Origin of the sequence: Kitasatospora sp. NPDC057542, assembly GCF_042801945.1 — a bacterium.
Lineage (GTDB): Bacteria > Actinomycetota > Actinomycetes > Streptomycetales > Streptomycetaceae > Kitasatospora.
This window is the reverse complement of the sequence record NZ_JBHVFE010000129.1, coordinates 1-19,925: the sequence shown is the minus strand read 5'-3', so window position 1 is coordinate 19,925 and position 19,925 is coordinate 1. Positions and strand designations below refer to the sequence as shown.

19 protein-coding genes and 4 pseudogenes are annotated in these 19,925 nt (G+C 71.1%); 8 read left to right on the top strand and 15 right to left on the bottom strand.

Annotated elements, in window-relative coordinates; genetic code table 11:
• Positions 1-331 precede the first annotated feature (331 nt).
• Positions 332-616 (top strand): annotated as a pseudogene (locus tag ACFU7Y_RS18450) (WhiB family transcriptional regulator); the annotation flags it as partial.
• 197 nt (positions 617-813) lie between these two features.
• Here the strand turns inward: ACFU7Y_RS18450 and ACFU7Y_RS18445 are convergent.
• From ACFU7Y_RS18445 to ACFU7Y_RS18435, 3 genes are all read right to left on the bottom strand, one after another.
• Entirely contained in the window at positions 814-1,098 is a 285-nt protein-coding gene (locus ACFU7Y_RS18445; RefSeq protein WP_380768812.1) for a trypco2 family protein, read from the bottom strand.
• Between the two features lie 66 nt (positions 1,099-1,164).
• A complete protein-coding gene (locus ACFU7Y_RS18440) occupies positions 1,165-1,494 on the bottom strand; it encodes a hypothetical protein (RefSeq protein WP_380768811.1) in 330 nt (109 codons plus the stop codon).
• A gap of 179 nt (positions 1,495-1,673) precedes the next feature.
• Positions 1,674-2,105, bottom strand: coding sequence for an SRPBCC family protein (locus ACFU7Y_RS18435; protein WP_224283380.1), 432 nt, complete (start codon positions 2,103-2,105; stop codon positions 1,674-1,676).
• Between the two features lie 128 nt (positions 2,106-2,233).
• Between ACFU7Y_RS18435 and ACFU7Y_RS18430 the strand changes: the two genes are divergently transcribed.
• Positions 2,234-2,974, top strand: coding sequence for a hypothetical protein (locus tag ACFU7Y_RS18430; RefSeq protein ID WP_380768810.1), 741 nt, complete (start codon positions 2,234-2,236; stop codon positions 2,972-2,974).
• Here the strand turns inward: ACFU7Y_RS18430 and ACFU7Y_RS18425 are convergent.
• Positions 2,958-3,608 (bottom strand): NAD(P)-dependent oxidoreductase, encoded by a 651-nt coding sequence (locus ACFU7Y_RS18425; protein ID WP_380768808.1) that lies wholly within the window; start codon positions 3,606-3,608, stop codon positions 2,958-2,960. The two genes, ACFU7Y_RS18430 and ACFU7Y_RS18425, sit on opposite strands and share 17 nt — an antisense overlap.
• A 238-nt stretch (positions 3,609-3,846) precedes the next feature.
• Between ACFU7Y_RS18425 and ACFU7Y_RS18420 the strand changes: the two are divergent.
• Positions 3,847-3,981 (top strand): annotated as a pseudogene (locus ACFU7Y_RS18420) (IS630 family transposase); the annotation flags it as partial.
• A gap of 155 nt (positions 3,982-4,136) precedes the next feature.
• Here the strand turns inward: ACFU7Y_RS18420 and ACFU7Y_RS18415 are convergent.
• Together ACFU7Y_RS18415 and ACFU7Y_RS18410 are read right to left on the bottom strand one after the other, a co-directional pair.
• Positions 4,137-5,657 (bottom strand): FAD-dependent oxidoreductase, encoded by a 1,521-nt coding sequence (locus ACFU7Y_RS18415; protein ID WP_380768807.1) that lies wholly within the window; start codon positions 5,655-5,657, stop codon positions 4,137-4,139.
• Positions 5,658-5,710: 53 nt separating this feature from the next.
• Positions 5,711-6,409, bottom strand: coding sequence for a TetR/AcrR family transcriptional regulator (locus ACFU7Y_RS18410; RefSeq protein WP_380768806.1), 699 nt, complete (start codon positions 6,407-6,409; stop codon positions 5,711-5,713).
• Between the two features lie 130 nt (positions 6,410-6,539).
• Between ACFU7Y_RS18410 and ACFU7Y_RS18405 the strand changes: the two are divergent.
• A pseudogene (locus ACFU7Y_RS18405) lies at positions 6,540-7,564 on the top strand (FAD-dependent oxidoreductase).
• Positions 7,565-8,024: 460 nt separating this feature from the next.
• Here the strand turns inward: ACFU7Y_RS18405 and ACFU7Y_RS18400 are convergent.
• Positions 8,025-8,765, bottom strand: a complete 741-nt coding sequence (locus ACFU7Y_RS18400; protein ID WP_380768804.1) for a hypothetical protein — start codon at positions 8,763-8,765, stop codon at positions 8,025-8,027.
• Between the two features lie 715 nt (positions 8,766-9,480).
• Positions 9,481-10,062: a GNAT family N-acetyltransferase gene (locus ACFU7Y_RS18395; protein ID WP_380768803.1), complete on the bottom strand. Its 582-nt coding sequence runs from the start codon at positions 10,060-10,062 to the stop codon at positions 9,481-9,483.
• A gap of 373 nt (positions 10,063-10,435) precedes the next feature.
• Between ACFU7Y_RS18395 and ACFU7Y_RS18390 the strand changes: the two genes are divergently transcribed.
• A complete protein-coding gene (locus ACFU7Y_RS18390) occupies positions 10,436-10,708 on the top strand; it encodes a hypothetical protein (RefSeq protein WP_380768801.1) in 273 nt (90 codons plus the stop codon).
• A gap of 216 nt (positions 10,709-10,924) precedes the next feature.
• Here the strand turns inward: ACFU7Y_RS18390 and ACFU7Y_RS18385 are convergent, their stop codons facing one another.
• Positions 10,925-11,209 carry a hypothetical protein gene (locus ACFU7Y_RS18385; protein WP_380768800.1) on the bottom strand — a complete coding sequence of 95 codons (285 nt, stop codon included), beginning with the start codon at positions 11,207-11,209 and terminating at the stop codon, positions 10,925-10,927.
• 369 nt (positions 11,210-11,578) lie between these two features.
• Between ACFU7Y_RS18385 and ACFU7Y_RS18380 the strand changes: the two genes are divergently transcribed.
• Complete coding sequence (locus tag ACFU7Y_RS18380) at positions 11,579-12,307, top strand: carbon-nitrogen hydrolase family protein (RefSeq protein ID WP_380768813.1); 729 nt, start codon at positions 11,579-11,581, stop codon at positions 12,305-12,307.
• A gap of 187 nt (positions 12,308-12,494) precedes the next feature.
• Here ACFU7Y_RS18380 and ACFU7Y_RS18375 read toward each other — a convergent pair whose 3' ends face one another.
• On the bottom strand, positions 12,495-12,854 hold the full coding sequence (locus ACFU7Y_RS18375) for a DoxX family protein (protein WP_380768798.1): 360 nt from the start codon (positions 12,852-12,854) through the stop codon (positions 12,495-12,497).
• A gap of 173 nt (positions 12,855-13,027) precedes the next feature.
• Positions 13,028-13,522, bottom strand: coding sequence for a cupin domain-containing protein (locus ACFU7Y_RS18370; protein WP_224280775.1), 495 nt, complete (start codon positions 13,520-13,522; stop codon positions 13,028-13,030).
• Between the two features lie 81 nt (positions 13,523-13,603).
• On the opposite strand from ACFU7Y_RS18370, the gene ACFU7Y_RS18365 reads away from it, so the two are divergent.
• The gene (locus ACFU7Y_RS18365) at positions 13,604-14,455 is read left to right on the top strand and encodes a LysR family transcriptional regulator (protein ID WP_224280774.1); all 852 of its coding nucleotides are present in this window, start codon (positions 13,604-13,606) and stop codon (positions 14,453-14,455) included.
• 251 nt (positions 14,456-14,706) lie between these two features.
• Positions 14,707-15,060 carry a hypothetical protein gene (locus tag ACFU7Y_RS18360; protein WP_380768796.1) on the top strand — a complete coding sequence of 118 codons (354 nt, stop codon included), beginning with the start codon at positions 14,707-14,709 and terminating at the stop codon, positions 15,058-15,060.
• A gap of 1,243 nt (positions 15,061-16,303) precedes the next feature.
• Here the strand turns inward: ACFU7Y_RS18360 and ACFU7Y_RS18355 are convergent.
• From ACFU7Y_RS18355 to ACFU7Y_RS18340, 4 genes and pseudogenes are all read right to left on the bottom strand, one after another.
• Positions 16,304-17,791, bottom strand: a complete 1,488-nt coding sequence (locus ACFU7Y_RS18355) for a sensor histidine kinase (RefSeq protein ID WP_380768794.1) — start codon at positions 17,789-17,791, stop codon at positions 16,304-16,306.
• A gap of 2 nt (positions 17,792-17,793) precedes the next feature.
• Entirely contained in the window at positions 17,794-18,147 is a 354-nt protein-coding gene (locus tag ACFU7Y_RS18350; protein ID WP_380768792.1) for a GNAT family N-acetyltransferase, read from the bottom strand.
• A gap of 330 nt (positions 18,148-18,477) precedes the next feature.
• Entirely contained in the window at positions 18,478-19,536 is a 1,059-nt protein-coding gene (locus ACFU7Y_RS18345) for an NlpC/P60 family protein (RefSeq protein WP_380768790.1), read from the bottom strand.
• A 94-nt stretch (positions 19,537-19,630) separates the two neighbouring features.
• Positions 19,631-19,925, bottom strand: a pseudogene (locus ACFU7Y_RS18340) (hypothetical protein); the annotation flags it as partial.

Sequence of the window (19,925 nt, the reverse complement as noted above, 5' to 3'; positions counted from 1 at the left end):
CCAGCAGGCCGGCGGCCGCCAGCAGGACAAGGATCGGGCGTCGGTTCGGGGTGCGCATGGCAGGGCTTCCTTCCGGGGTCGGGTGGTACGTGGCGGGGCCGTTCGCTGCGGTGGGCGCGCTCGACGGTCGAGCGGCCCGCGGCTCGGTGCCGGTCACCGCCGGACCGAAGACTGTCCCGCAATCCGTCCCGCCCGCCAGCACCGCCCGGCGATACGGAACGCTGGAACGGCCGCACCCACCCTGACCTGCGCGTTTCGACGCGCCTTGGAACGCCGAGGCGGGACAGCGGACCCGGTGGGCCGCCGGCCGCCGGGCCGACACCGGACAGGCATGCGTCCCACGGCTCGGGACAGACGAGCGGGCGGGAACCAATCACCCCTTCGAAGGGAGCCATCCATGACCGACACCAAGTACCTGCCCGGAGCGTCCGAACACCACTGGCCCTGGCAGCCAGAGGGAGCCTGCCGGACCGCCGACAGCAGCGTCTTCTTCCACCCGACCAACGAGCGCGGTGTCCAGGCGAAACGACGCGAGCAGGCGGCGAAGGCGGTGTGCGCCCAGTGCCCGGTCCTGCTGGAATGCCACCGATACGCCATCGCCGCCCGTGAACCCGACGGCGTGTGGGGCGATGGGGCCGGTGACGTGGGCGGAGGTCAGGACCGGACGCCTGCGGACCGCGTACCCGGACCCGCGTCCGCCCGGCCCTTCACCCCGGCAAGCCGTACCCTCTCCACCCACGCCCCCTACAACCCGCCCTGCTCGTCACCGTCTGGCCGCGGCCGGACTTCGTGGCGCCGACCCCGGTCCGGTTCTCAGTCGTTGATACGCCCAGTGGTGTCACCGGGCCCGGCCGTGCACTCCTGTGCGGAGCTGACGACGAGGTCGCCTCCGCCGGGGCGCTTGGGGGTGAGGATGAAGGAGACGCGGTGGGTTTGGGCACGGGAGAGCCCAGCCTCGGTCTCGGCACCGACCGCCCAGAGCTTGAAGCCGGCCCTCGCCTCGGCGTCAACGCACAGCTCGACCTCGAACTCCGTCTCCACCGGCCCCACTGCGAACACCCCCGGATCGTCCCCGACCCGGGCCGATGAGGTTGGCACCGGCCAGTGCCAACCTCAACCCGGCTTTGAAGGGCCAGGCCTGCGATCGGGGCTGCGGTTGGCCAGTCAGGCGATGTAGACGCTGGCGCTGACACCTGGACCACCGACAAGGGCCGCGCCTTCGCCAACGACCTGACGAACCCCCCAGCTGCTGATCGCCTCCTCCTCCAACAGCAGCAAGGGCGACAGCGAGCCCGACCATGCTGGCGCTCCTTCCCGCGGCTGCTGGTGGTCCTGGTCGGCACCGGCGCGCCCCAGGTGCGCCCGGTGGTGGCGGACCTGCGGCTGGCCGCCGAGGAGAACCCGGCCATCGCCGAGATACCGGCCGCCATGCGGGCCGGCACCGCCCGCATCGAGGACCTCATCCGGCGCGGACCGGCCGCGCCGATCCGGCACCCACTCGGCGACGGCGGCCAGCGGCAGTGCGGGTGGACAGAACTTAAGCGGCAGCGGCGAATGGGCGGGCCGACGTGGGCCCGCCCACGACGACGGGATGGGCTGCCGGGGTGGGCAGCCGACGCTCCGGCCGGCTTCACGGATCCCCGGTCTGAGGAATCTCGTTCGGCGGTGGACGGCTACTGCTCCGACTCCACCAGGTTCTTGAACTGCTCCAAGCCGCCCCGGACGGTGTTCTCGATCCGGTGGACCTGGGCCATGCCCCGCGGGCCGCCGAAGGTGTCGTGGATGGCCTCCGGCTCGTATTCCAGGTGAACCTGCAGCTGGCTGTGGTCCCGGTCCAGTGACCGCACCGAGAGCGTGCCCTTCAGCTCCGGGCTGCCCGTCGTCTCCCAGGCGAGGACCTGCTCGTTGCCGCGGTCGGTGAGAACGGCGTCGAACTCCTGCTGTACCTCGCCGGCCCGCACGTCCAGATGGGCGCGGTCGCTGCTGGGCGCATAAGCACGTTGGATACTGTCCATGAACGTCGGATAGGCCTCGATGTCGTGCAGCCGCCCCCAGACCTCCCGTGCTGGGGCGTCGATGTTGATCTGCTCTTCAAGCCTGCTCATCGCGAACCTCGCCTCCTGGCCCGGCACACCGGACCTCTTGGGTTCTTCCAGCCTGCGCCGCCGACACATGCCCGGCAACCAGGGCCGGGAAGCGGCTCCACGCGTTCGCCCCTACCTGACTGAGCACATTGCTGAGTGCACGGACAAGCGACGCCGGTACGGCTGGCGGGCCGGTCCGGCACCGATTTCACCGCGCGGTTCCCCGAGGTCGCCGAGCGCTGACGGAGATCCGGGGTCCGTTGGTCCTGGACGGCGAGCTGGTAGTAATGCGCGCCGGCGTCCCGTCGTTCGCCGGGCTGCAGGGCCGCATCCACCGCACCCGCCCGGCGGCGGTGCAGGACGGCGCCGTGGCCGCGCCCGCTCTGTACGTCGCGTTCGACCTGCTGCACACCGGAGACCGGTCACTGCTCGCCGAGCCGTACGCGCGGCGGCGCGAGCTGCTGGAGGACCTGGAGCTGGAGCGGCCGCACCTGCGGGTGCCGCTGTGGTGGGGCCGCCGCGGCGGGAATGCCAGACCCACTGGTCGGCAGGTGGCCAGGGCTTTGAGCTGCAATCTTTCGGCCGCGAACATGCCATCTGCGGGGCGGGCCCCAGGGCCGGTGCCCGCCCCGCCGCTGGTCTACGGCTCGCTGGTTCTGTTCGCGTTGCAGAGCAGCGTTTCGACAGCCGTTCGGAAGGCAGTGCCTGAGCCGGATGTTCACGAGAACGGGAGGCACCTCGGTGGTGGCCGACGGGATGCCATCCACCGCCCGCGCCGGGCTCGGGGCTTGAGGAACGCCAAAGCCCTCGCGGGCCTGAACGGCGCTCTGACCTTTCGGCCAGAAGACACAGAGACCGGGAAGAGCGGAGGGCTCAGTCGCCGACCGTGAAGCGCTCGCCGACGTGGTTCACCTCCTCGATTTCGTCGACGAGGGCCACCGCGTAGTCCTCGGCGGAGATCCGGCTGTTGCCGTCGGCATCCACGACCAGGTCGTCGAGGGCGGTGCGGTAGCTACCGGTCCGCTTGCCGGGCGCGATCTGCGCGGCGGGGCTGAGGTTGGTCCAGCGGACATCGTCGACGGAACGGTAGAAGTCGAGCGCGTCGCCGTGCGCGTGCATGATCTGGAGCAGGTCCTCGGGCAGCCCGTCGGCGTCCCACACCTGCCTGCCGTCCGGCGTACGCAGAGACCCTGCGCCGCCGACGGCAATCAGCCGCGGGGCCATCCCTCCGAGCGAGCGCAGACCCGCCACCAGGGACTTGGCGGCCGACACAATGGTGGCGACATGACCGGGGCCGTCACCGCCGCCGACGGCGCTGACAACAACATCCTGGCCACCAGCGACAGCGGTCACCGAAGAAGGGTCGAGAACGTCGCCGGAGGTGACCGTGAGATTCGGGTGCTGCATGCTGAGCTTCCTGGGGTCACGGACCGCGGCCGTGACGTGGTGGCCACGGTCCAGCGCCTCGCGCAGGACACGGCTGCCGATGGTGCCGGTGGCACCGTAGAGGGCGATCTTGGCCATGGGGGTCTCCTCAGAACCGCAGGTGGACTGGAGAAACCACGCTAGGCCCACATGTCTGTCCTGCTGGGAAGGCTCGCGATCCCTCGCCGAGTACGGTCCCCTCCCCTGCCACGGGGGGCAGGCCGACCTGGTCGAACGGGAGCTCCCGGGCCGGGACGTCGTCCCGGGGACGTGGACCTACCAACAGATCGAAGCGTACGACCGCACTTACTACCGCGTGTTCATCGCCGTTGAGGAACAGGGCCGACCTGACCGGCTGCCGGCCACCTACAAGCGCACCCACGGTGTCACCTGCATCCACGGCTGCTACTCGCTTGGCGACGACATTCTGTGCGGCGTGGACAGGCACCGAAAGGGCGCCGCCACCACCCTCACCACACCCACAACAACCCCCCCAGACCAACACCACCAAACCCCATCCCAACCCACCCCCACAACAACACCCCCTCATGTCACCCGGCCCGGACGCTGCACGGTCGAGGGCGTTCTTTCCCTCGACCCCAGCCGCTCCCCGTCTGCGGGAACGTGCTAGTTGTGCGGGTGGCCGAGCCAGCGGGTCGCGGTCTGCTGGAATGCTTCGGTGTCGGCGTGGTCGTCCGCCCACGCCACAATGCCGTCCGGCCGGATGAACAGGGCAGTGAATCCGAGGTCGTTGCGTACCGGTCCGGCCGCATGGTGGATCCGGCCCGCCCAGCCCTTGGCCGCGGTCTGCAGCGCACGGTCGCGGCTGAAGTCCAGGAGCACGCCCTGGCCCTGGCGCAGCAGTTCACCGAGGCGGGTGCCTTCCTGGAAGCGGAAGTCGGGGGCGCTGTGGCCGACGAGCGGCTGCTCGCTGCCCAGGTCGTAGTGGTGGAACAGTCCCGAGGTCTGCCGGTACACGTGGGTGACCCCGTCGGGGGCGCTCATCAGGTCGAGGACCAGCTTGCGCAGGGCGGGGGCGTTGGGGCCCGGCTTCATGGTGGCGACCTGGGCGCGGGACCAGTCGAGGACGGCGGCGCCGATGGGGTGGCGCTCGTCGGTGTAGGTGTCGAGCAGGCCCTCGGGCGCGGTGCCGTGGACGGTGGCGGCGAGCTTCCAGCCGAGGTTGACGGCGTCGCCGATGCCGAGGTTGAGGCCCTGGCCGCCAAGCGGTGAGTGGATGTGCGCGGCGTCACCGGCGAGCAGGACGCGGCCCTTCTTGTAGCTGGTGACCTGCATGGCGCGGTCGGTGAAGCTGGAGGCCAGCTCGACGTCGGTCAGCGTCACGTCGGTGCCGGAGATGCGGCGCAGGACCGCCTGGAGGTGCTCGCGGGTCAGCGGCTGGGAGCGGTCGAAGGTGCCGCCGTCGAAGTCGTTCATGCCCAGATGGCCCTCGAAGGGCGTGCGCAGGTACATGCCGGTCGGCGTCAGGTTGAAGCCGAGCGGCAGCTGCTGGGGGTCGGCGAAGGCGACCTTGGCGACGTAGCCGGTGAACAGCGGGTCGGTGCCGACGAAGTCGAAGCCCACGAGCTCGCGCACCGCACTGCGCCCGCCGTCGCAGCCCACCAGCCAGCGCCCCCGGTACTCGTGTCCGCCGGCGGTGGCGGTGACGCCGTCGTCGTCCTGCGTCACGGCGGTGACGGGAACGTCCCGGATGATCTCCACGCCGAGCGAGGCGGCCCGCTGGGCGAGCACCGTCGAGACGGCTTCCACGCTCGTCATGAACCCTTGCATCGCCGGGCCGGGCAGCCGGAACGGCAGAGCGGACGCGTCGATGCCACCCGCGTCCAGGCCCATGCCCGCGAAGTGGGACACGTCGCGGGGAGCGGGCGCCTCACCCGCGTCGGGGTCCGCACCGACCTCGTTCTCGTCGGCGCCGGAGGCGTCCATCATCGCTTCGAGCAGGCCGCGGCGGTGTAACGTCTCGGCCGAGCCCGCGTTCAGGCCCCGCATGCCGAGCGGGAGTGCCTTCAGCGGCGAGGTGGGTTCCCGGTCCCGCTCGAGGATCAGGACCGAGCAGCCGGACAGGGCCAGTTCGCCGGCCAGGAACAGGCCGACCGGGCCGCCGCCCGCGATGACTACGTCATGCATGAGAGATTCCCCCTCAAGGAAGTCCAGTTGGCTGCCGACCCGGTGGGGCGGGGTCAGCACAGGTGGGTGAGACCGTCGAGGACGACGGCGATGCCGGTGAGGAACTGCTCGCGGTCGTCGTGCTCTCTCATCTGGCCGACGATGGCGTGCAGGAACGGGTAGGACTCGGCGTCGAGATCCTGCCACCCCTGCGAGGCCGCGTCGAAGAACTCCTCGTGGTCCGCATCGGGGTCGACGCCTGAGGTGTCCCCCTCGACGCGGGCGTTCTGGCTGATCGCGCCGAGGATGTAGTGCACGAGCGTCGAGGCGGCGTCGAACCAACGAGCCTGTGGGACGCCCAGGGCCCCCACCTGCCGGCCGAGCCTTTCGAAGATCCCCACCGTCACCGGGCCGACGGGGTTGCGGATGATCTGGAGGGTCAACCGCGTGGCGAGCCAACGGTGTTCGGCGATGGCGTCGAACACCGCCAGTGCGACGACGCGGATCTCGTCCTCGGGTGTGGCCTGCGCCCCGGCGGGCTTGGTCGCCAGAGCCGCGGTGATGACGGTTTCCGTCGCCGCGTCCAGCAGTTCGTCCCGGTTGCCGACGTGGTAGTAGATCGCCCCTGACCCGGTGGCCAGGCGATCGGTCATCGCCCGGACGGTCAGGGCGCCCTCGCCACCGGTATCGAGAAGGTCGATCGCGGTGTCGATGATCTGCTCCCGGGAGAGCACCTGGTTACGCCGCTGAGTCCGGCGTGCTCGTGTTGGCACGTCCCCAATATGACACAGTTGGAGCACTACACCAAGTTAGAGCACTGAGCTAACTTGGAGTATCGCTCTATATTGGAACGTCGCACCAAATGGGTCGGAGGGCCGTGCCACCCCCGCTCACGAAGGAGGCATGATGCACCCCGTCACGATCATCGGCGCCGGGCTCGGCGGACTCACGCTGGCGCGCGTCCTGCACCTGAACGGCATGCCCGCCGTGGTCTACGGGCAGAAGCCTCGCCCACGGCGCGGGCGCAGGGCGGGATGCTCGACATCCACGACTACAACGGACAGCGCGCCCTCGACGCGGCCGGCCTGACGGAGGCGCTGCGCGCGGACCTGCGCCGGATGCTGCTCGACGCGCTGCCCGCCGGCACCGTCCGCTGGGGGTGCAAGGTCAACGGTGCCCGCGCCCTGATCGGCGGCGGGCACGAGGTGGCCTTCGCCGACGGCAGCAGCGTGACCGCCAGGGTGCTCGTCGGCGCGGACGGCGCCTGGTCACGGATACGCCCGCTGGTGTCGAAGGCGATACCCGAGTACGTCGGCACGTCGTTCGTCGAGACCTACCTGTTCGACGCTGACAGCCGGCACCCGGCCGCCGCGAAGGCGGTCGGCGGCGGCTCGATGTTCGCCCCCGCAGGAGACAGGGCGCTCACAGCCCACCGTGAACGCGGCGACACCCTGCACGCCTACATCTCGCTCACCCGGCCGCTGACCTGGTTCGAGCGGATCGACTTCTCCGACCCGGCGGCGGCCACAGCCCGCGTCGCCGCCGAGTTCGAGGGCTGGGCGCCCGAACTCACCGCACTGATCCGCGACAGCGACACCCCGCCCGTCCTGCGCCCGCACTACGCCCTGTCCGAGGCACACCAGTGGGAGCGCACGCCCGGGGTGACCCTTATCGGCGACGCCGCCCACCTGCTGGCCCCCAACGGCGAAGGCGCCGACTGGGCCCTGTACGACGGTGCGGAACTCGGCAAGTCCCTGGCCGCCCACCCGGGCCGTCTCGAATCCGGCCTCGACGCCTACGAGCAGGACATGTTCGCCCGCATGAGCCGGGCCGACGCCGAGACGGCCAAGCACCTCGAAGAGACCTTCGGCGACACCATCCCCGACAGCCTCCTCGCCCTGATGCCCGAACACCAGCAAGGCCACTGAACAGGCCACCCGGACGTTCCGCCGGCCTGTACCGGATCGGCCTGTACCGGACCGGCCTCCCCCGCCGTGCCCGTACGGGACGCGTCGGCCGGGCCGGGCCACCCCACCCACGGCCCCGGGCGCGGTACCGCCGAGGACGAAGGCGAGCACGGCCTCGTTGACCGCCTTCGCGTGCGGCGCGCCCATGCGGCCAGCGCCCCGAGCAGTGCCGCCCGTCTCCGAGCGGACCGTCCCGAGCACCGAAGCGACCGCGTCCAGCCCAGCCGCGCCCTCCAGCCGCCACGTCTTGTGCCGGGCAGCGGTGTTGCCGTCGGAGGCAAGCCTCACCACCGAACATTCGGTCCAGGCCGTTCAGGCCGTTCAGGCCATGCAGGCGGTCCGGGCCGTGCAGGCAGTCCGGGCAGCCGAACCCGACGGCAAGGGTTCGGCCGCGCCGAGCACGCCCGGAGGCGGGCGCGGTTCAGCGGCGGTCGCCGCCGATGGTGTCGGTCTCGCGCAGCACTGCCAGCGCGAAGGCGAGACGCTTGTCCAGCCAGCCGTCCCGCTTGACGAAGTACCAGCGCGTGCCGTCGGAGCGGCGCGGGAAGGTCAGCACCGCTTCCCCCGTCCCGTCCGCCCCCTCCCCCGCGCCCACGACCGTCGCCCAGACCACCGGCTTGAGGCTCCCCCCGGAACCCGTCGCTTCGTCGGACCCGAAGGACAGCAGGGAGTCGACGATCCCGTCGAGGACGTGGCCAGCCCCACGCCCCAGGGACGCTCCCGGCCCTCCCCGAGCCCAGGCCCGTGGGGCCACGATGACCGGGTGCCCGAGCTGTTCCATCCACAGGCCCTGCTGGGTGAGCCGCTTCGTGACCGGTGTGCGACGGACGGAGCCGAGCTCCCGGCCGGCAGCGTCCGTCACCCGGTAGCGGTCGGAACCGTCCGGCAGCACCGTGCACAGCAGTTGCCGCCCGGCCTCGTCCTCGAAGAGCCGGAAACCGCCCTTCGCAAGCGGTCCGGCCGGCTCCACGGGGACGATGTAGACGCCAGGGACCATGTACTCGTCGCCCCCGCGCGTCCTCACGAACCGGACCGCGTGCGCGCCCTCGCCCCGCTTCGACGTGCGGAACGTGTTCCGCAACGTCCTGCCCACCGTGAACTGGGTGATCTCGTCCCAGTGCAGCGCCTCGAAGGGCTCGTCCCGCCTGCTTCGTCCGAACACCGTCAGCTTCCCTTCCCGCCCGCCGGATTCCTCTCCGGCGGCACGAGAATACGAGACCGCCGCGCGCAGGGCCGGGCCGCGGCCGCCGCGTGGAAGCGCAGGTCGGCCCACTTCGTCACGTTCGACCTGCTCCGTCTCGGCGACACCGACCCGACCGGGTGGCCACACGAACGGCGCCGCACCGCGCCGCAGGAATGTTCACGGAGGCCCGGCAGACCGGGCTACTGACCCTGCGCCCCCACCACAGAACCCGCAGAAGCGCGCAAGTGACCGGACTGGAGCGCCTACCTTCAAGTCCGGCCTCCAGCCGGACGGCGGCACACCCCGGATCCGGTGCTGCCGCGAATTCGCGCCAACCCGGCCGGCGCCGCGCCAACCACTGGGTGACGGTACGCCGGCCGCGCTCGCCCTCGCGCTGATCCCCGCAGCCGCTCCAACGGCCGCCGCCGCTGCACCGAGCGCCGCGTCCGTCGCCTCCAAGCACCGCGCGCTGCCCGAGCCATCCGTTTGAGGAATGCCTCGCGGATGTCGTCGCGGACGTCCCGGCGAATCCGCAGGCTCGGTCACCGACATCCCACAGGGCGTCACCGGCAAGGTCCTCAGGCACCAGCTCCGCCGACGTTGTGACACGCTCGCGGACTACCTTCGCGCCAGCGGCCCCGCCGTGGTGGCCGCCGCCCTCCAGTCGGCGGGAGACCACCATGACGCGCGGACGTCACCCCCGGGCGGCGGGAGTTCCCTGAGCGGTGACGTCCGCGCCGGCCCACTCGGTGGCCAGCATCGCGTACACGGCCAGGTCCGCCCGCTGCCCCTTGAGCATCTCGCCCTGCACGAAGAACGCTTCCCGACGCATGCCGAGGCGCTCCATCAGCCGCATCGACGAAACGTTGTTCCCGTTGCACATGCCGATCACCCGGTGGAAGCCGTGCCGCTCGAACGCCAGCCGCAGCACCTCGCGGCCGGCTTCGGTGGCATACCCGCGGCCGCCGTGGTCGGGGTTCATCACGAAACCCATCTCGGCGCGGCCCAGTTCGGCGCTCAGCCAGTCCAGGTTGAACTCGCCGATGAGCCGACCGGACTCGCGCAACTCCACCGCGATAGCCAGGTTGTCGCCCGCCCCGGCCAGCTCGGACTGCGTGATCCTGGTGGCCAGCGCGGTGCGCGTCTCCTCCCGGGTACGGGTGTCCCACAGCAGATACCGGGTCACGTCCGGACGGCGCTGGATGTCATGCAGGTCGTCGAGATCCGTCTCGGTGAAGGAACGCAGCACCAGCCGGTCAGTGACAACAGGATCCACGGGTGAGACTCCGAATGAGATTCTTCGATGAATGGTCCAGCGTACTAGCATCCGAAAATCGACATTTATCCGGACGAAGCGAAGCGGCACAGCCGATTGCCAGAAGGCCGATGCCCTGCGGCCGGCTTCAGTCTCCGAAGCGGCGCAGATCTCGGTCCCAGCTGTCGGCAACGGGTGAAACGAGGACCACGGACGGCGGATCAAAAGCGGGTCACTGCGTGATCTCTTGATCATCCTGACTTCACTGGTACGGGAGTCGGGAGGGAAGAGGTGATCGGGGTGGAGGACTGGGCCGAGATCCGGCGGCTGCATCGGGGCGAGGGGTTGTCGGCACGGGCTGTGGCCCGGCAGCTGGGGATCTCCCCTGGGTACCGTGGCGCGTGCTCTGGCCTCGGACCGGCCGCCGGTCTACCAGCGCCCGTTGAAGGGCTCGGCCGTGGACGTCTTCGAACCTGCCATCCGTGAGCTGCTGAAACAGACCCCGACGATGCCGGCCACCGTGATCGCGGAGCGGATCGGCTGGCAACGTGGGCTGTCGATCCTGCGGGAGCGAGTACGCAAGCTGCGGCCGGCCGCCCGCAGGCCTCACCGCCCCGACGACGGACACCGGACAGGAACCCGGCCCGGCCGGAACGAGGCAGGATAGCGCGCGTTTGGAATGACGCTCACCGCCAGTCGGCGCCGACACCTGGACCACCGACAAGCGCCGCTCCTTCGCCAACGACCTGGAGCACTCCCAACTGCTCGCCGTGTCCGCGGCCAGCAACCGGGCCGAGGGCGACAAGCGCCCCGACTCCTGACGGCCGCCGTCCGTCGCCTACTGGTGCACCTACTCCAGGGCCTGGGCCAACATCAAGTACGTCTACGGCCTCAGCACCACGGCGAGCGAGAAGAACGCTCTGGTCGAGATGCTCGACACCTGCGCATGGTCGTCGACCGGGCCGGCCCGCCCCGCGGCCTGGAGCGGGCCGGCCATGCCTGTCCGTGACCTCGGCCATCGGTTGCCGTTGCTCTTGCCGTAAACCGGTTCTGGAACGCCCGGGGCGCTGGAGACGATCCTGCTGTCGATCATGGCGATCCAGGTCCCGCGCTCGGTGTCGTACTCTTCGAGCCGGCCGACCGGGGCGCCGCAACGGGCGGAGGCCAACTCGCCGTGGTCGGTGCCCCGGCCGGCCCGCTGCCCCGGCCCCTGCGGGCACGGCCCGGACCCGGCACCGCAGCGGGCTGCAGCAGGCGGACGCCCACCCCGGGCAGGAGCGTTCGCGGCCGCCGAAGCCAACTCACCGCCACCGGAGCGGTGGCCGCCGACCTTTCAAGGAGCCCGTGCCGCCGGCGAATCCGCTGTGGCCCCCGTGTCCTTCGTCTACATGGGTGCCTGCCAACGTCAGTGTCGACGGACGCGGAGGCAACGGCGGAGCTGGAGGCAGCATCAGGTACAACTGCGGGAGCCGCCAGGTTTTGGAGAACCGGAGCGCCCCGGGGCCTGGGGTTCCGCCCGCGGCGGGCAGGCAGGATGATGGCGGGTGTGATCATCGCAGCTGCGCAGTTCGCCCCGGCCGCCGGGGATGTCGAGGGCAACGTCCGAACGGTGTCCGGCCTGATCCGCCGGGCCGGTGCCGTGGGCGCGCGCGTCGTCGTCTTCCCCGAGCTGGCCCTCACCGGCTACGAACCGACCCTCATCCGCACGACCCCGGCCGCTTGTCTCACCGAGGCAGACGCCCGGCTCGATCCGGTACGGGAGGCCTGCCGCGCGACGGGAGCGGCGGCCGTCGTCAACGGACCGGTGCTCATGGCCGGGGCGGAGGGCCGGCCGGGTATCACCTCGCTGGTCGTCGGCCCGGACGGCGCGCTCCTCGCCCGCTACGACAAGAGGCATCTGTACGGCGTCGAGGCCGAGGTCTTCGCCCCGGGCACCGCCGACGGGCGCTTCACCCTCGACGGCGTCCGATTCGCGCTCGCCACCTGCTACGACAACCGCTTCCCCGACATCGCCGAGCGGGCCGCCTCGGACGGCTGCACCGTCTATCTGGCGAGCTCGGCGTTGGACGCCGACAACGACTCGTTCGAGAAGGTGTATCCGGTACGGGCCAGGGAGTTCGGGCTGTACGTGGTCCTGGCCGACCTCGTCGGCCCGAGCGAGGCGGGCCCGTGCACGGGCCGCAGCGGCGCGTGGGGCCCGGACGGCGAGCGGATCGCCGACGCGGGCCCCGACGGGGAGGGGTTCGCCCTCGCCGAGGTGAGCTGACGAACCCGCCGGGTGAACTCGGCGGCACGCAGGACGGTCCGGCGTTCGGCCAGGCCCGGCGCGCGTCGGACTTGTCGGCGACTTCCGAGAGTTGGCTCCCTGGCCGCGGCGAGGAGACAGGTCGAGTGGTCACCCGACAGGGGCCGCGGGTGCTCGCTCCCGCGGCCCCTGGGGGAACTGTGCTCGATCACAGCCGGGTGGCCAGCCAGATGGTCACGACCGCGGCGGCGGTGAGCCCGGCATTGAGTGCGATCCGGCGGTCTTCGCCAGTCAGATGGACGGTGATCGCGCCGGTCTGCAGGAATACGAAGCCGATGGCCGCGGTCGGCGCCAGCGAGGGAGCGACGCCGGTCAGCGGTGGCAGGATCAGGCCGGTCGCGCCGAGTATTTCGACCGCTCCCAGCGCCCTGAGGGCTGGCAAAGGTATGCGGTCGACCCAGGCCATCATCGGTCGGAGTTGATCGCGGCTGCGGATCACCTTCAGCGTGCCTGCGTAGGAGTAGAAAAGCGCGAGCAGTCCCGCGACGATCCAATAGGCGATGTTCATGGTTCCCGTTCATGGGCCACCGGTTCACGGGGACCCGTCGATTGCGTTGCTTGCCGGAAGAGCCCTGGTGAAGGCCCGGTCCGTCGTCCGAGGGACCCGGACGCCGAAGGACGGCAGCGCCGCCACCCTGCCGGTCGAAAGGAGGGTGGCCGGGCCGTGCCGTGCTGTCGGCTTCAGGCGAGGTCGGTGGCGGGCTCGGTCGCGTAGCGGCTCATCGCGTCGATGTTGGCCTGTGGCGTCAGTGGCCGGCCGCCGGCGAGCTCCTCCTGGAGTTCTCGGAAGTACTGCACGTACAGGTCGGGGGTGAATGTGCTGAGCATGACGGCGGGTCGGTCGGTCAGGTTGGCGAAGGTGTGCGGGGTGCCGGGCGCAACCACCACGAGCGTGCCCGTGGTGGCGTCGTAGTCCTCGTCACCGACGGTGAACCGCACGGTGCCGGAGAGGATGTAGAAGCCCTCGTCGTGTCGGGTGTGGCGGTGCTGGGGCGGTCCCTGGGTGTGCGGGGCGAGGACGGACTCGGCGATCGCGAGGCGGTGCCCGGTGTGGCTGCCGTCCTCCAGAACGCGCATGTGCGTGGTGCCCAGAACGATCGTCTCGCCGTCGCCGGGACCCACCACCGATACAGCGGGGTGGGTCTGCGGCTCGCTGGTCTTCGCTTCTTCGGTCATGCTCACGAGTGCACCGCCGGGGACCTGCCGGTGTCCAAGACCCATCCCGCGGCGCCGATACCTCGTGGGTATTGTTGCAGCGTGGAGCTACGGACCTTGCGCTACTTCGTGGCGGTCGCCGAGGAACTCCACTTCGGCCGGGCCGCCACCCGACTGCACATGAGTCAGCCGCCGCTGAGCCGGGCGATCAAGCAGTTGGAGGCCGATGTCGGGGCCCTGCTGTTCGCCCGCTCGCCCGCGGGGGTCACGCTCACGCCGGTGGGCTCGGTGCTGCTCGACGAGGCGCGGGCCCTACTCGACCATGCCGACCGCGTCCGGGTACGCGTGGGCGCGGCGGCCGGCGTCGCGACCATCACCGTCGGCATCCTGGGCGACGGCACCGACCCGGGAGTGGCCAGGCTGGCCGCCGCCTACCGCCGACGCCACCCCGGCATCGACATCCGCATCCGCGACACCGATCTGACCGACCCCACCTGCGGGTTGCGCGCCGGGCTGGTCGACGTCGCGCTGACTCGGGCGCCGTTCGACGAGACTGCCCTGACGGTGCGTTCCCTGCGGACCGATCCGGTCGGCGTGGTCCTGCGCGCCGACGATCCGCTGGCCCGCCGCGACGGACTGCGGCTGGCCGAGCTGAGCGACCGCCGCTGGTTCCAGTTCCCGCAGGGCACCGACCCCATCTGGCAGTCGTACTGGAACGGCGACAGTCCGCGCGAGGGCCCAGTGGTGCGCGCCGTCCAGGAATGCCTGCAGGCCGTGCTGTGGAACGGCACGGTCGGCTTGGCCCCGCTCGGACACGACCTGCCCGCGGAGCTGGCCGTGGTGCCGCTGATCGACATGCCGCCGAGCCGAGTGGTGGCGGTGTGGAACGAGGGTGACACCAACCCGTTGATCCGATCCTTCATCGAGATCGCGACAGCCGCGTACCGTCACTGAGCACCGGCAACCGGTGCTGCCGCAGCTCGTGAACAATTCGAACGCCGCGGCTCCAGGGACCGCCTCCCGAAGTGGTGGACATCTGCTGTTCCCTCGCCTACAGAGCCAGTCAGCGCCATACCCGCAGTCCGTACACCTTCGGGTGGTTACGAGAAGCGATCCCCGAAAGCAGTGAGACACGGTGCGTATGGTCTCAATTCCGGTGGGCCAGCCAGCTCACCACGCCTGCACGCAGAGAAAGGACCCTTTTCTTGCCGCGTTCACACCGAGCTCTCGCCGCCGCAAGCTCCTTGCTCCTCGCCTCATCAGGCCTCATCCTCGCCAGCGCGGCCAATGCCAGCGCTGCTGCCTGCGGAGCCCACAAGGTCACCAGCATTCCTGGTGCCGAAGCTGAATACCGTCTGGCTTGCAGCAACGGGAACCTCCGCGTGTACGGCTGGGTCAAGGACACGCGCCCTGACGGCGACTTCGCCGCACTCCACGTCCACAGTTCCAGCGGTGAAGTGCGCAGCGCGTTCGCTGATGGCATGGGCAAGGTCGAACACTTCGACTTCACGTTCGCTCGCGCCAGCTCGGCAGAGGTCCGGCTGAGCTTGGACAACTGACCGGATTGCGGACCGCTGTGGCACGACGGCCCGGTCCTCCCCAGCGCGGCGTCGAGTAGGACCAGGCCGTCACCGTGCAGGTCCTCGCGCTCACGTGTCAGGAGCACGGGGACCTGTTGTGCGCCGGGGTGGTCGGAGCGTCCACGGCCGCCCTGCGCACTCTGGCGTGGCCCTCACATCGTCACCCGGGGAAGCCCGTGCCCGCTCTGCATCCGGACCGCCACCAGAACATATCGGGGTGACACGCTCAAGCCACGACTACGCCGAAGCCCTGCCATCCGCGTGCGCTTAGCCGGGCGGGGCTGGAGGGTCAGATCGCCTGGTCGGGGTCGTCGAGCCAGGCGTGCCAACCGTCGCGGGTCACGGTGAGTCCGAGACGTTCGACTCCGGGCTCGCCCGTGTCGTGCCACCAGGTGAGGGTGCGTTCGAAGTCGTCCCGCAGGCAGCGCCCACCGTACTGGCGGACCAGGCGGACGTCCTTGCCGTCGCGGAAGGTCGCGGCGGCCCAGGCCGGGAGTGAGGGAGTAGAGCCACAGTGTCCGGCCGTCCTGGTGCGGTTGGACGGCGTGGACGACGTCGCGCAGGCGCAGACCGGCGGCGAGCGGGAACGGGTCGAACTTGCCGTGCGCGGGCAGCGTGGCGGTGGTGGTCTCGGCGACGGTGCCGCCGTCGGCCGGGTTCTTCGGCCATCGCAGGCGCTGGGAGCGCATCTTCATGAACTCCACCGGCTGGAGGAACGGCCCGGACGCGGTGCCGTCGGCGTGGACGGTGAGGCGGACCAGGGCGTCGGCCCCTCGCTCCCCGACCGGCCGTCGCCGGGCGCTCAGCGGGCTCCGACGCCGGTGAACCGCCGCAGCGATCCGAAGTGGGTCTCGATCGCCGGCGACCGCCGAGACCCGGGACAAGGGTCGGGCCCGGCAGGTTGGGCTCCGGGCAGGTGCCGTGGTCCGCCCCCCGGCACCGGCACCCCGTTCGCCCCCGGTGCCACGGTGGTGCGCCGCGACATCCACCTCGGCAAGGTGTCCCGGCCGATCACGGCGCGGACCCGCCCCCACATCGACACACTCAGCACGATCGACCCGAGCAGCCGTCGCCCCGACAACGCGTGGAGCACCTGCTGCGGGGTCTCACCCGCGTCCGGCGCCAGGCCCGCCCCGCGGGCGAGCAGCTCGGCGCGGAGCGCGACCGCCTGCTCCACGCCAGGTACTCCAGTGTCGACTGCGCCTCGCCGCCGGCCGCCATGTCAAACCTCGGGAAATGCGCGCAGTGCCTTGTGGCCATCCTGTCCAGGGGGTTCCGCAGGGCCGTGTCGTACGGCGGCCGGCAGCTCCAGCACGAAGCGGGCGCCGCGCTGGGACGGGGCGACCCGCACAGTGCCGCCGTGCCGGGTGGCGATGTCGGCGGTGATGGCCAGGCCGAGACCGCTGCCGCCGGCGTCCCGGCTGCGGGCCTCGTCGAGCCGGGTGAACGGTTCGAAGATCCGCTCATGCTCGGCCGGCGGGACGCCTGGGCCGTCGTCGCGTACCTCCAGCAGGCAGCGGTGCCCAGCTTGCCGGGTCGCGAGCACGATCTCTTCCTCTGCGTACCGCTGGGCGTTGTCGAGCAGGTTGCGCACCAGCCGGTGCAGCGGGATCCGGCTGCCGTGCACCAGGACCGCCTCGGGTACGTCCACCCGCAGGGTGAGTCGGGCGTCGAGGACCGGGCGGTACTGGTCGGCGAGCTCGCGCAGCACGGCGGACAGGTCGACGATGGTGGGCTGACCGGCCGTCGCCGGGTGCGTGTTCCGGGCCAGGAACAGCAGGTCCTCGGTGAGCTGCTGGAGCCGCTCGACCGAGGTGAGCGCCTCCCGGGTGGCGGCCGGCCAGTCGGTGCGCTCGGGGTGGGCCAGCGAGACCTCCAGGTTGGTGCGCAGCGCGGCGATCGGGCTGCGCAGCTCGTGCGAGGCGTCCGCGACGAAGCGCTGCTGCTGCACGGCCGAGCGCTCCAGCCGGTCCAGCGTGGCGTTGGTGGTCCGGGCCATCCGGGAGATCTCGTCGCCGGAGCGCGGCACCGGGACGCGGCGGTCCAGCCGGTGCTCGCCGATCTCGGCCAGCTCGGCGCGGATCGCCTCCACCGGGCGCAGCGCCCGGCTGGTCGTCGCCCAGGCCACCAGCGCCACCAGGAGCGCGGCGGCCGGCACGCCGGCCAGCAGGACCGCGTCGACGGTGCGCAGCGAGGCCTCGGCGGCGAACGGGGTGGCCAGCACGTACACCGTGATCGGGCCGAGCAGGGGCTTCGTCGGCCCGCTGGTGTCCGCGGCCCGGTAGTACATGCTCCAGCTGCCCATGGCGGTGAAGGTGCGTCCTGAGTAGTGGTCGGCGGCAGTCGGGCCCGTGGGGCCGATGGTGATCCGCCCGCCCGCGGGCTGCCAGTTCTCGGGCGCGCGCGGTGGGGCGGGCGGGGGCAGCAGGCCGGTCAGGTGCTGAGTGGCAAGCGGCCCGCCGAGGCTGACCAATTGGCCATCCTTGTCAAGGATGATGTACGGGAGCAGATCGCTCCCGGCGAACTGCTGGCCGTGGGTGAAGCCGCGGGCGATCTCTCGCGCCTGGTACTTCGCCTCTGCGTCGGTGGCCTGCAGCTGGGCGTCGTACATGTGGCCGCGCAGCCACCAGGCGCCGCCGCCGAGCAGCAGCAGGGCCGCGAGGCCGGCCGCCAGCGCGGTGCGCAGACCGATGGAAAGGCGGCTGAGCACGGTCAAGCCTCCAGGCGGTAGCCGGCGCCCTCGGGGTCTGTGAGAGCGGCGGCGGTGCGTTCGGCCTCGGCCGGCAGCCGGGCGGTGATGCCGTGTCCGCGGGCTTCGGGTGTGACGTGCATGCGCGTGAGCTCGGCCGCGCTGTCGGGGAACGGCGGCTGGACGGCGGCGCATCCGCCGGGGCGGCCGCTGGTCTGTGCCAGCAGGAAGCGGGTGTCGAGGTTGAGATGGGCGCCGCCGGTGCCGGGCTCGTCGGGGTGACGCGCGGCGAGGTCGGCGTCGAGGTCGCGGACCAGCTGCAGGACTCTCGGGTCGTCGGGTGCGGCTTCGGTGATGGTCAGGTCGTGGGTGGCCACAGGCTGCGGAGCCTTTCGAGGATGAGGTCCAGCTGGGTTCGCAGGGCGCGCCGTTGGAGGTCCGGCGGGTAGGCATCGGGGTCGGTCACGGCATTGAGGTCCGGGTCGTCGAGTCAGGAGACCAACGCAAGAACCCGCGATTCCCAGCTGACCAGTTCGGTCTCGATGCCGGTGGGGCGAGCCGAACGTCGTTGATCTCTCCGAAGCCGTAGGAAGGGCTGCGGGCCGTCAGGACGGCATCGGTGCGGCCGCTGCGGCGAGCGGCCCCCGGAGCCCTGGTGGCGCCGCCGACGGTGACGGCGGCGCCCTGGTTGTCGACGACTGCCTTTGTCAGATGCGGATGATCGCTGCGATTGGCATGACGGTGGCGCCCAGGTACTGGACGGTCTTGCCGGGCTGTGGGGCGTGGATGATCTGTCCGCCTCCCACGTACATGCCGACGTGGCTGTGGTCGTTGAAGTAGATGACGAGGTCGCCGGGGCGGGCGTTGGAGATGTCGGTTCCGATGTCGGTGCCGGCCGAGGCTTGGTCCTGTGAGGTGCGCGGCAGGGTGATGCCGGCTTTGGCGTAGGCCCATACCATCAGGCCCGAGCAGTCGAATGAGTTCGGGCCGGTGCCGCCCCGTACGTAGGGTTTGCCTTCCTCGGCCTTGACGGCAGCGACCGCGGCTGCCGCGTACGGGCCCGTGGCAGTGCCGGCGTCTTTGGTGGTCTTGGGGTTCGTGTTGCTGTCGAGGCCGGTGCGGCTGTCGCTGCGCGAGGCGCGGGTTGGGGAGGCTGTGTGAGCGGCGGTCTTCGCGTCGGCGGCGGCCTTGGCATCGGCCTGGGCGAACTGGTCGCGCTCCTGCTGTGTCAGGGAGTTCAGCAGGGCCTGTGCTTTCGCCAGTTTTGCCCGGACCTCCTCCGTGGCCGCTTTCAGGTCCTTGGCGGTGGCGTCCAGGTCCGTCAGTTTCTGCTGTGCTTCGGCTTTTTGCTGGTCGAGTCTGCTCTGCTCGGTCCTGAGTGCCTTGAGCGCGTCGGCTCGCGTCCGGCCTACGAGCTGGGCCGAGTCGGCCTTGGAGAGGAAGGAGTCCGGGTCGCTGGAGAGCATGAGTTGGACGGTCGGGGACATCCCGTTGTTGCGGTACTGGTCGGCCGCGATCTCGGCGAGACCGCTCTGGGCGGTGCTCACCTGTGCCTGCCGGCGTGCCATCTGGTTCTGCAGGTCGTTCGCCTGTTTCTGCAGGGTCTGCTGCTTCTCGGTGGCCGCGTTGTACTTCTCGGTGGCGACCTCGGCCTCGTGGTAGAGCTGGTCGAGCTGGCTCTTGGCCTCGTCCTTTGTCGGTGTCGGGTCGGCGTGCGCACCGGTCTGGGAGGAAAGGGCGACCGCGGTCGCGGCGGCGGCGGTCATGACCGAGACGCGTACGCGGCCTGCGGGCTTGGGGCGGCGGTGGGATGCCACGGAGACGGGCTCCTAGCAGGGAAGGTGTGCATGGAGGGTCGGCTCACCGGCCGGTGAGCAGCGAGACGGGGTGCCCGCCGACGCCGGCGGGCATGTCCGGGAGCAGTTGGCAGGCGGTGCGGTCGCTTGGCGCGCCGCACCCCACCGTGACCGTGACCGTGGCGGTGACCGGGATGGGCCTGTTGGTGAGCAGCGCGTCAGGGGCCTGTTCCTGCGAGTGGAGCGGGCGGCGGCCGGCGCTATCAGAGCCGCTTCCCAGCCGGGCCGCGCCCACGCCGGTCGGCGTGGGCGGTCGGTGTGGGGCGGTCGGTGTGGGCGGTGGGTCAGAACTGCCAGGT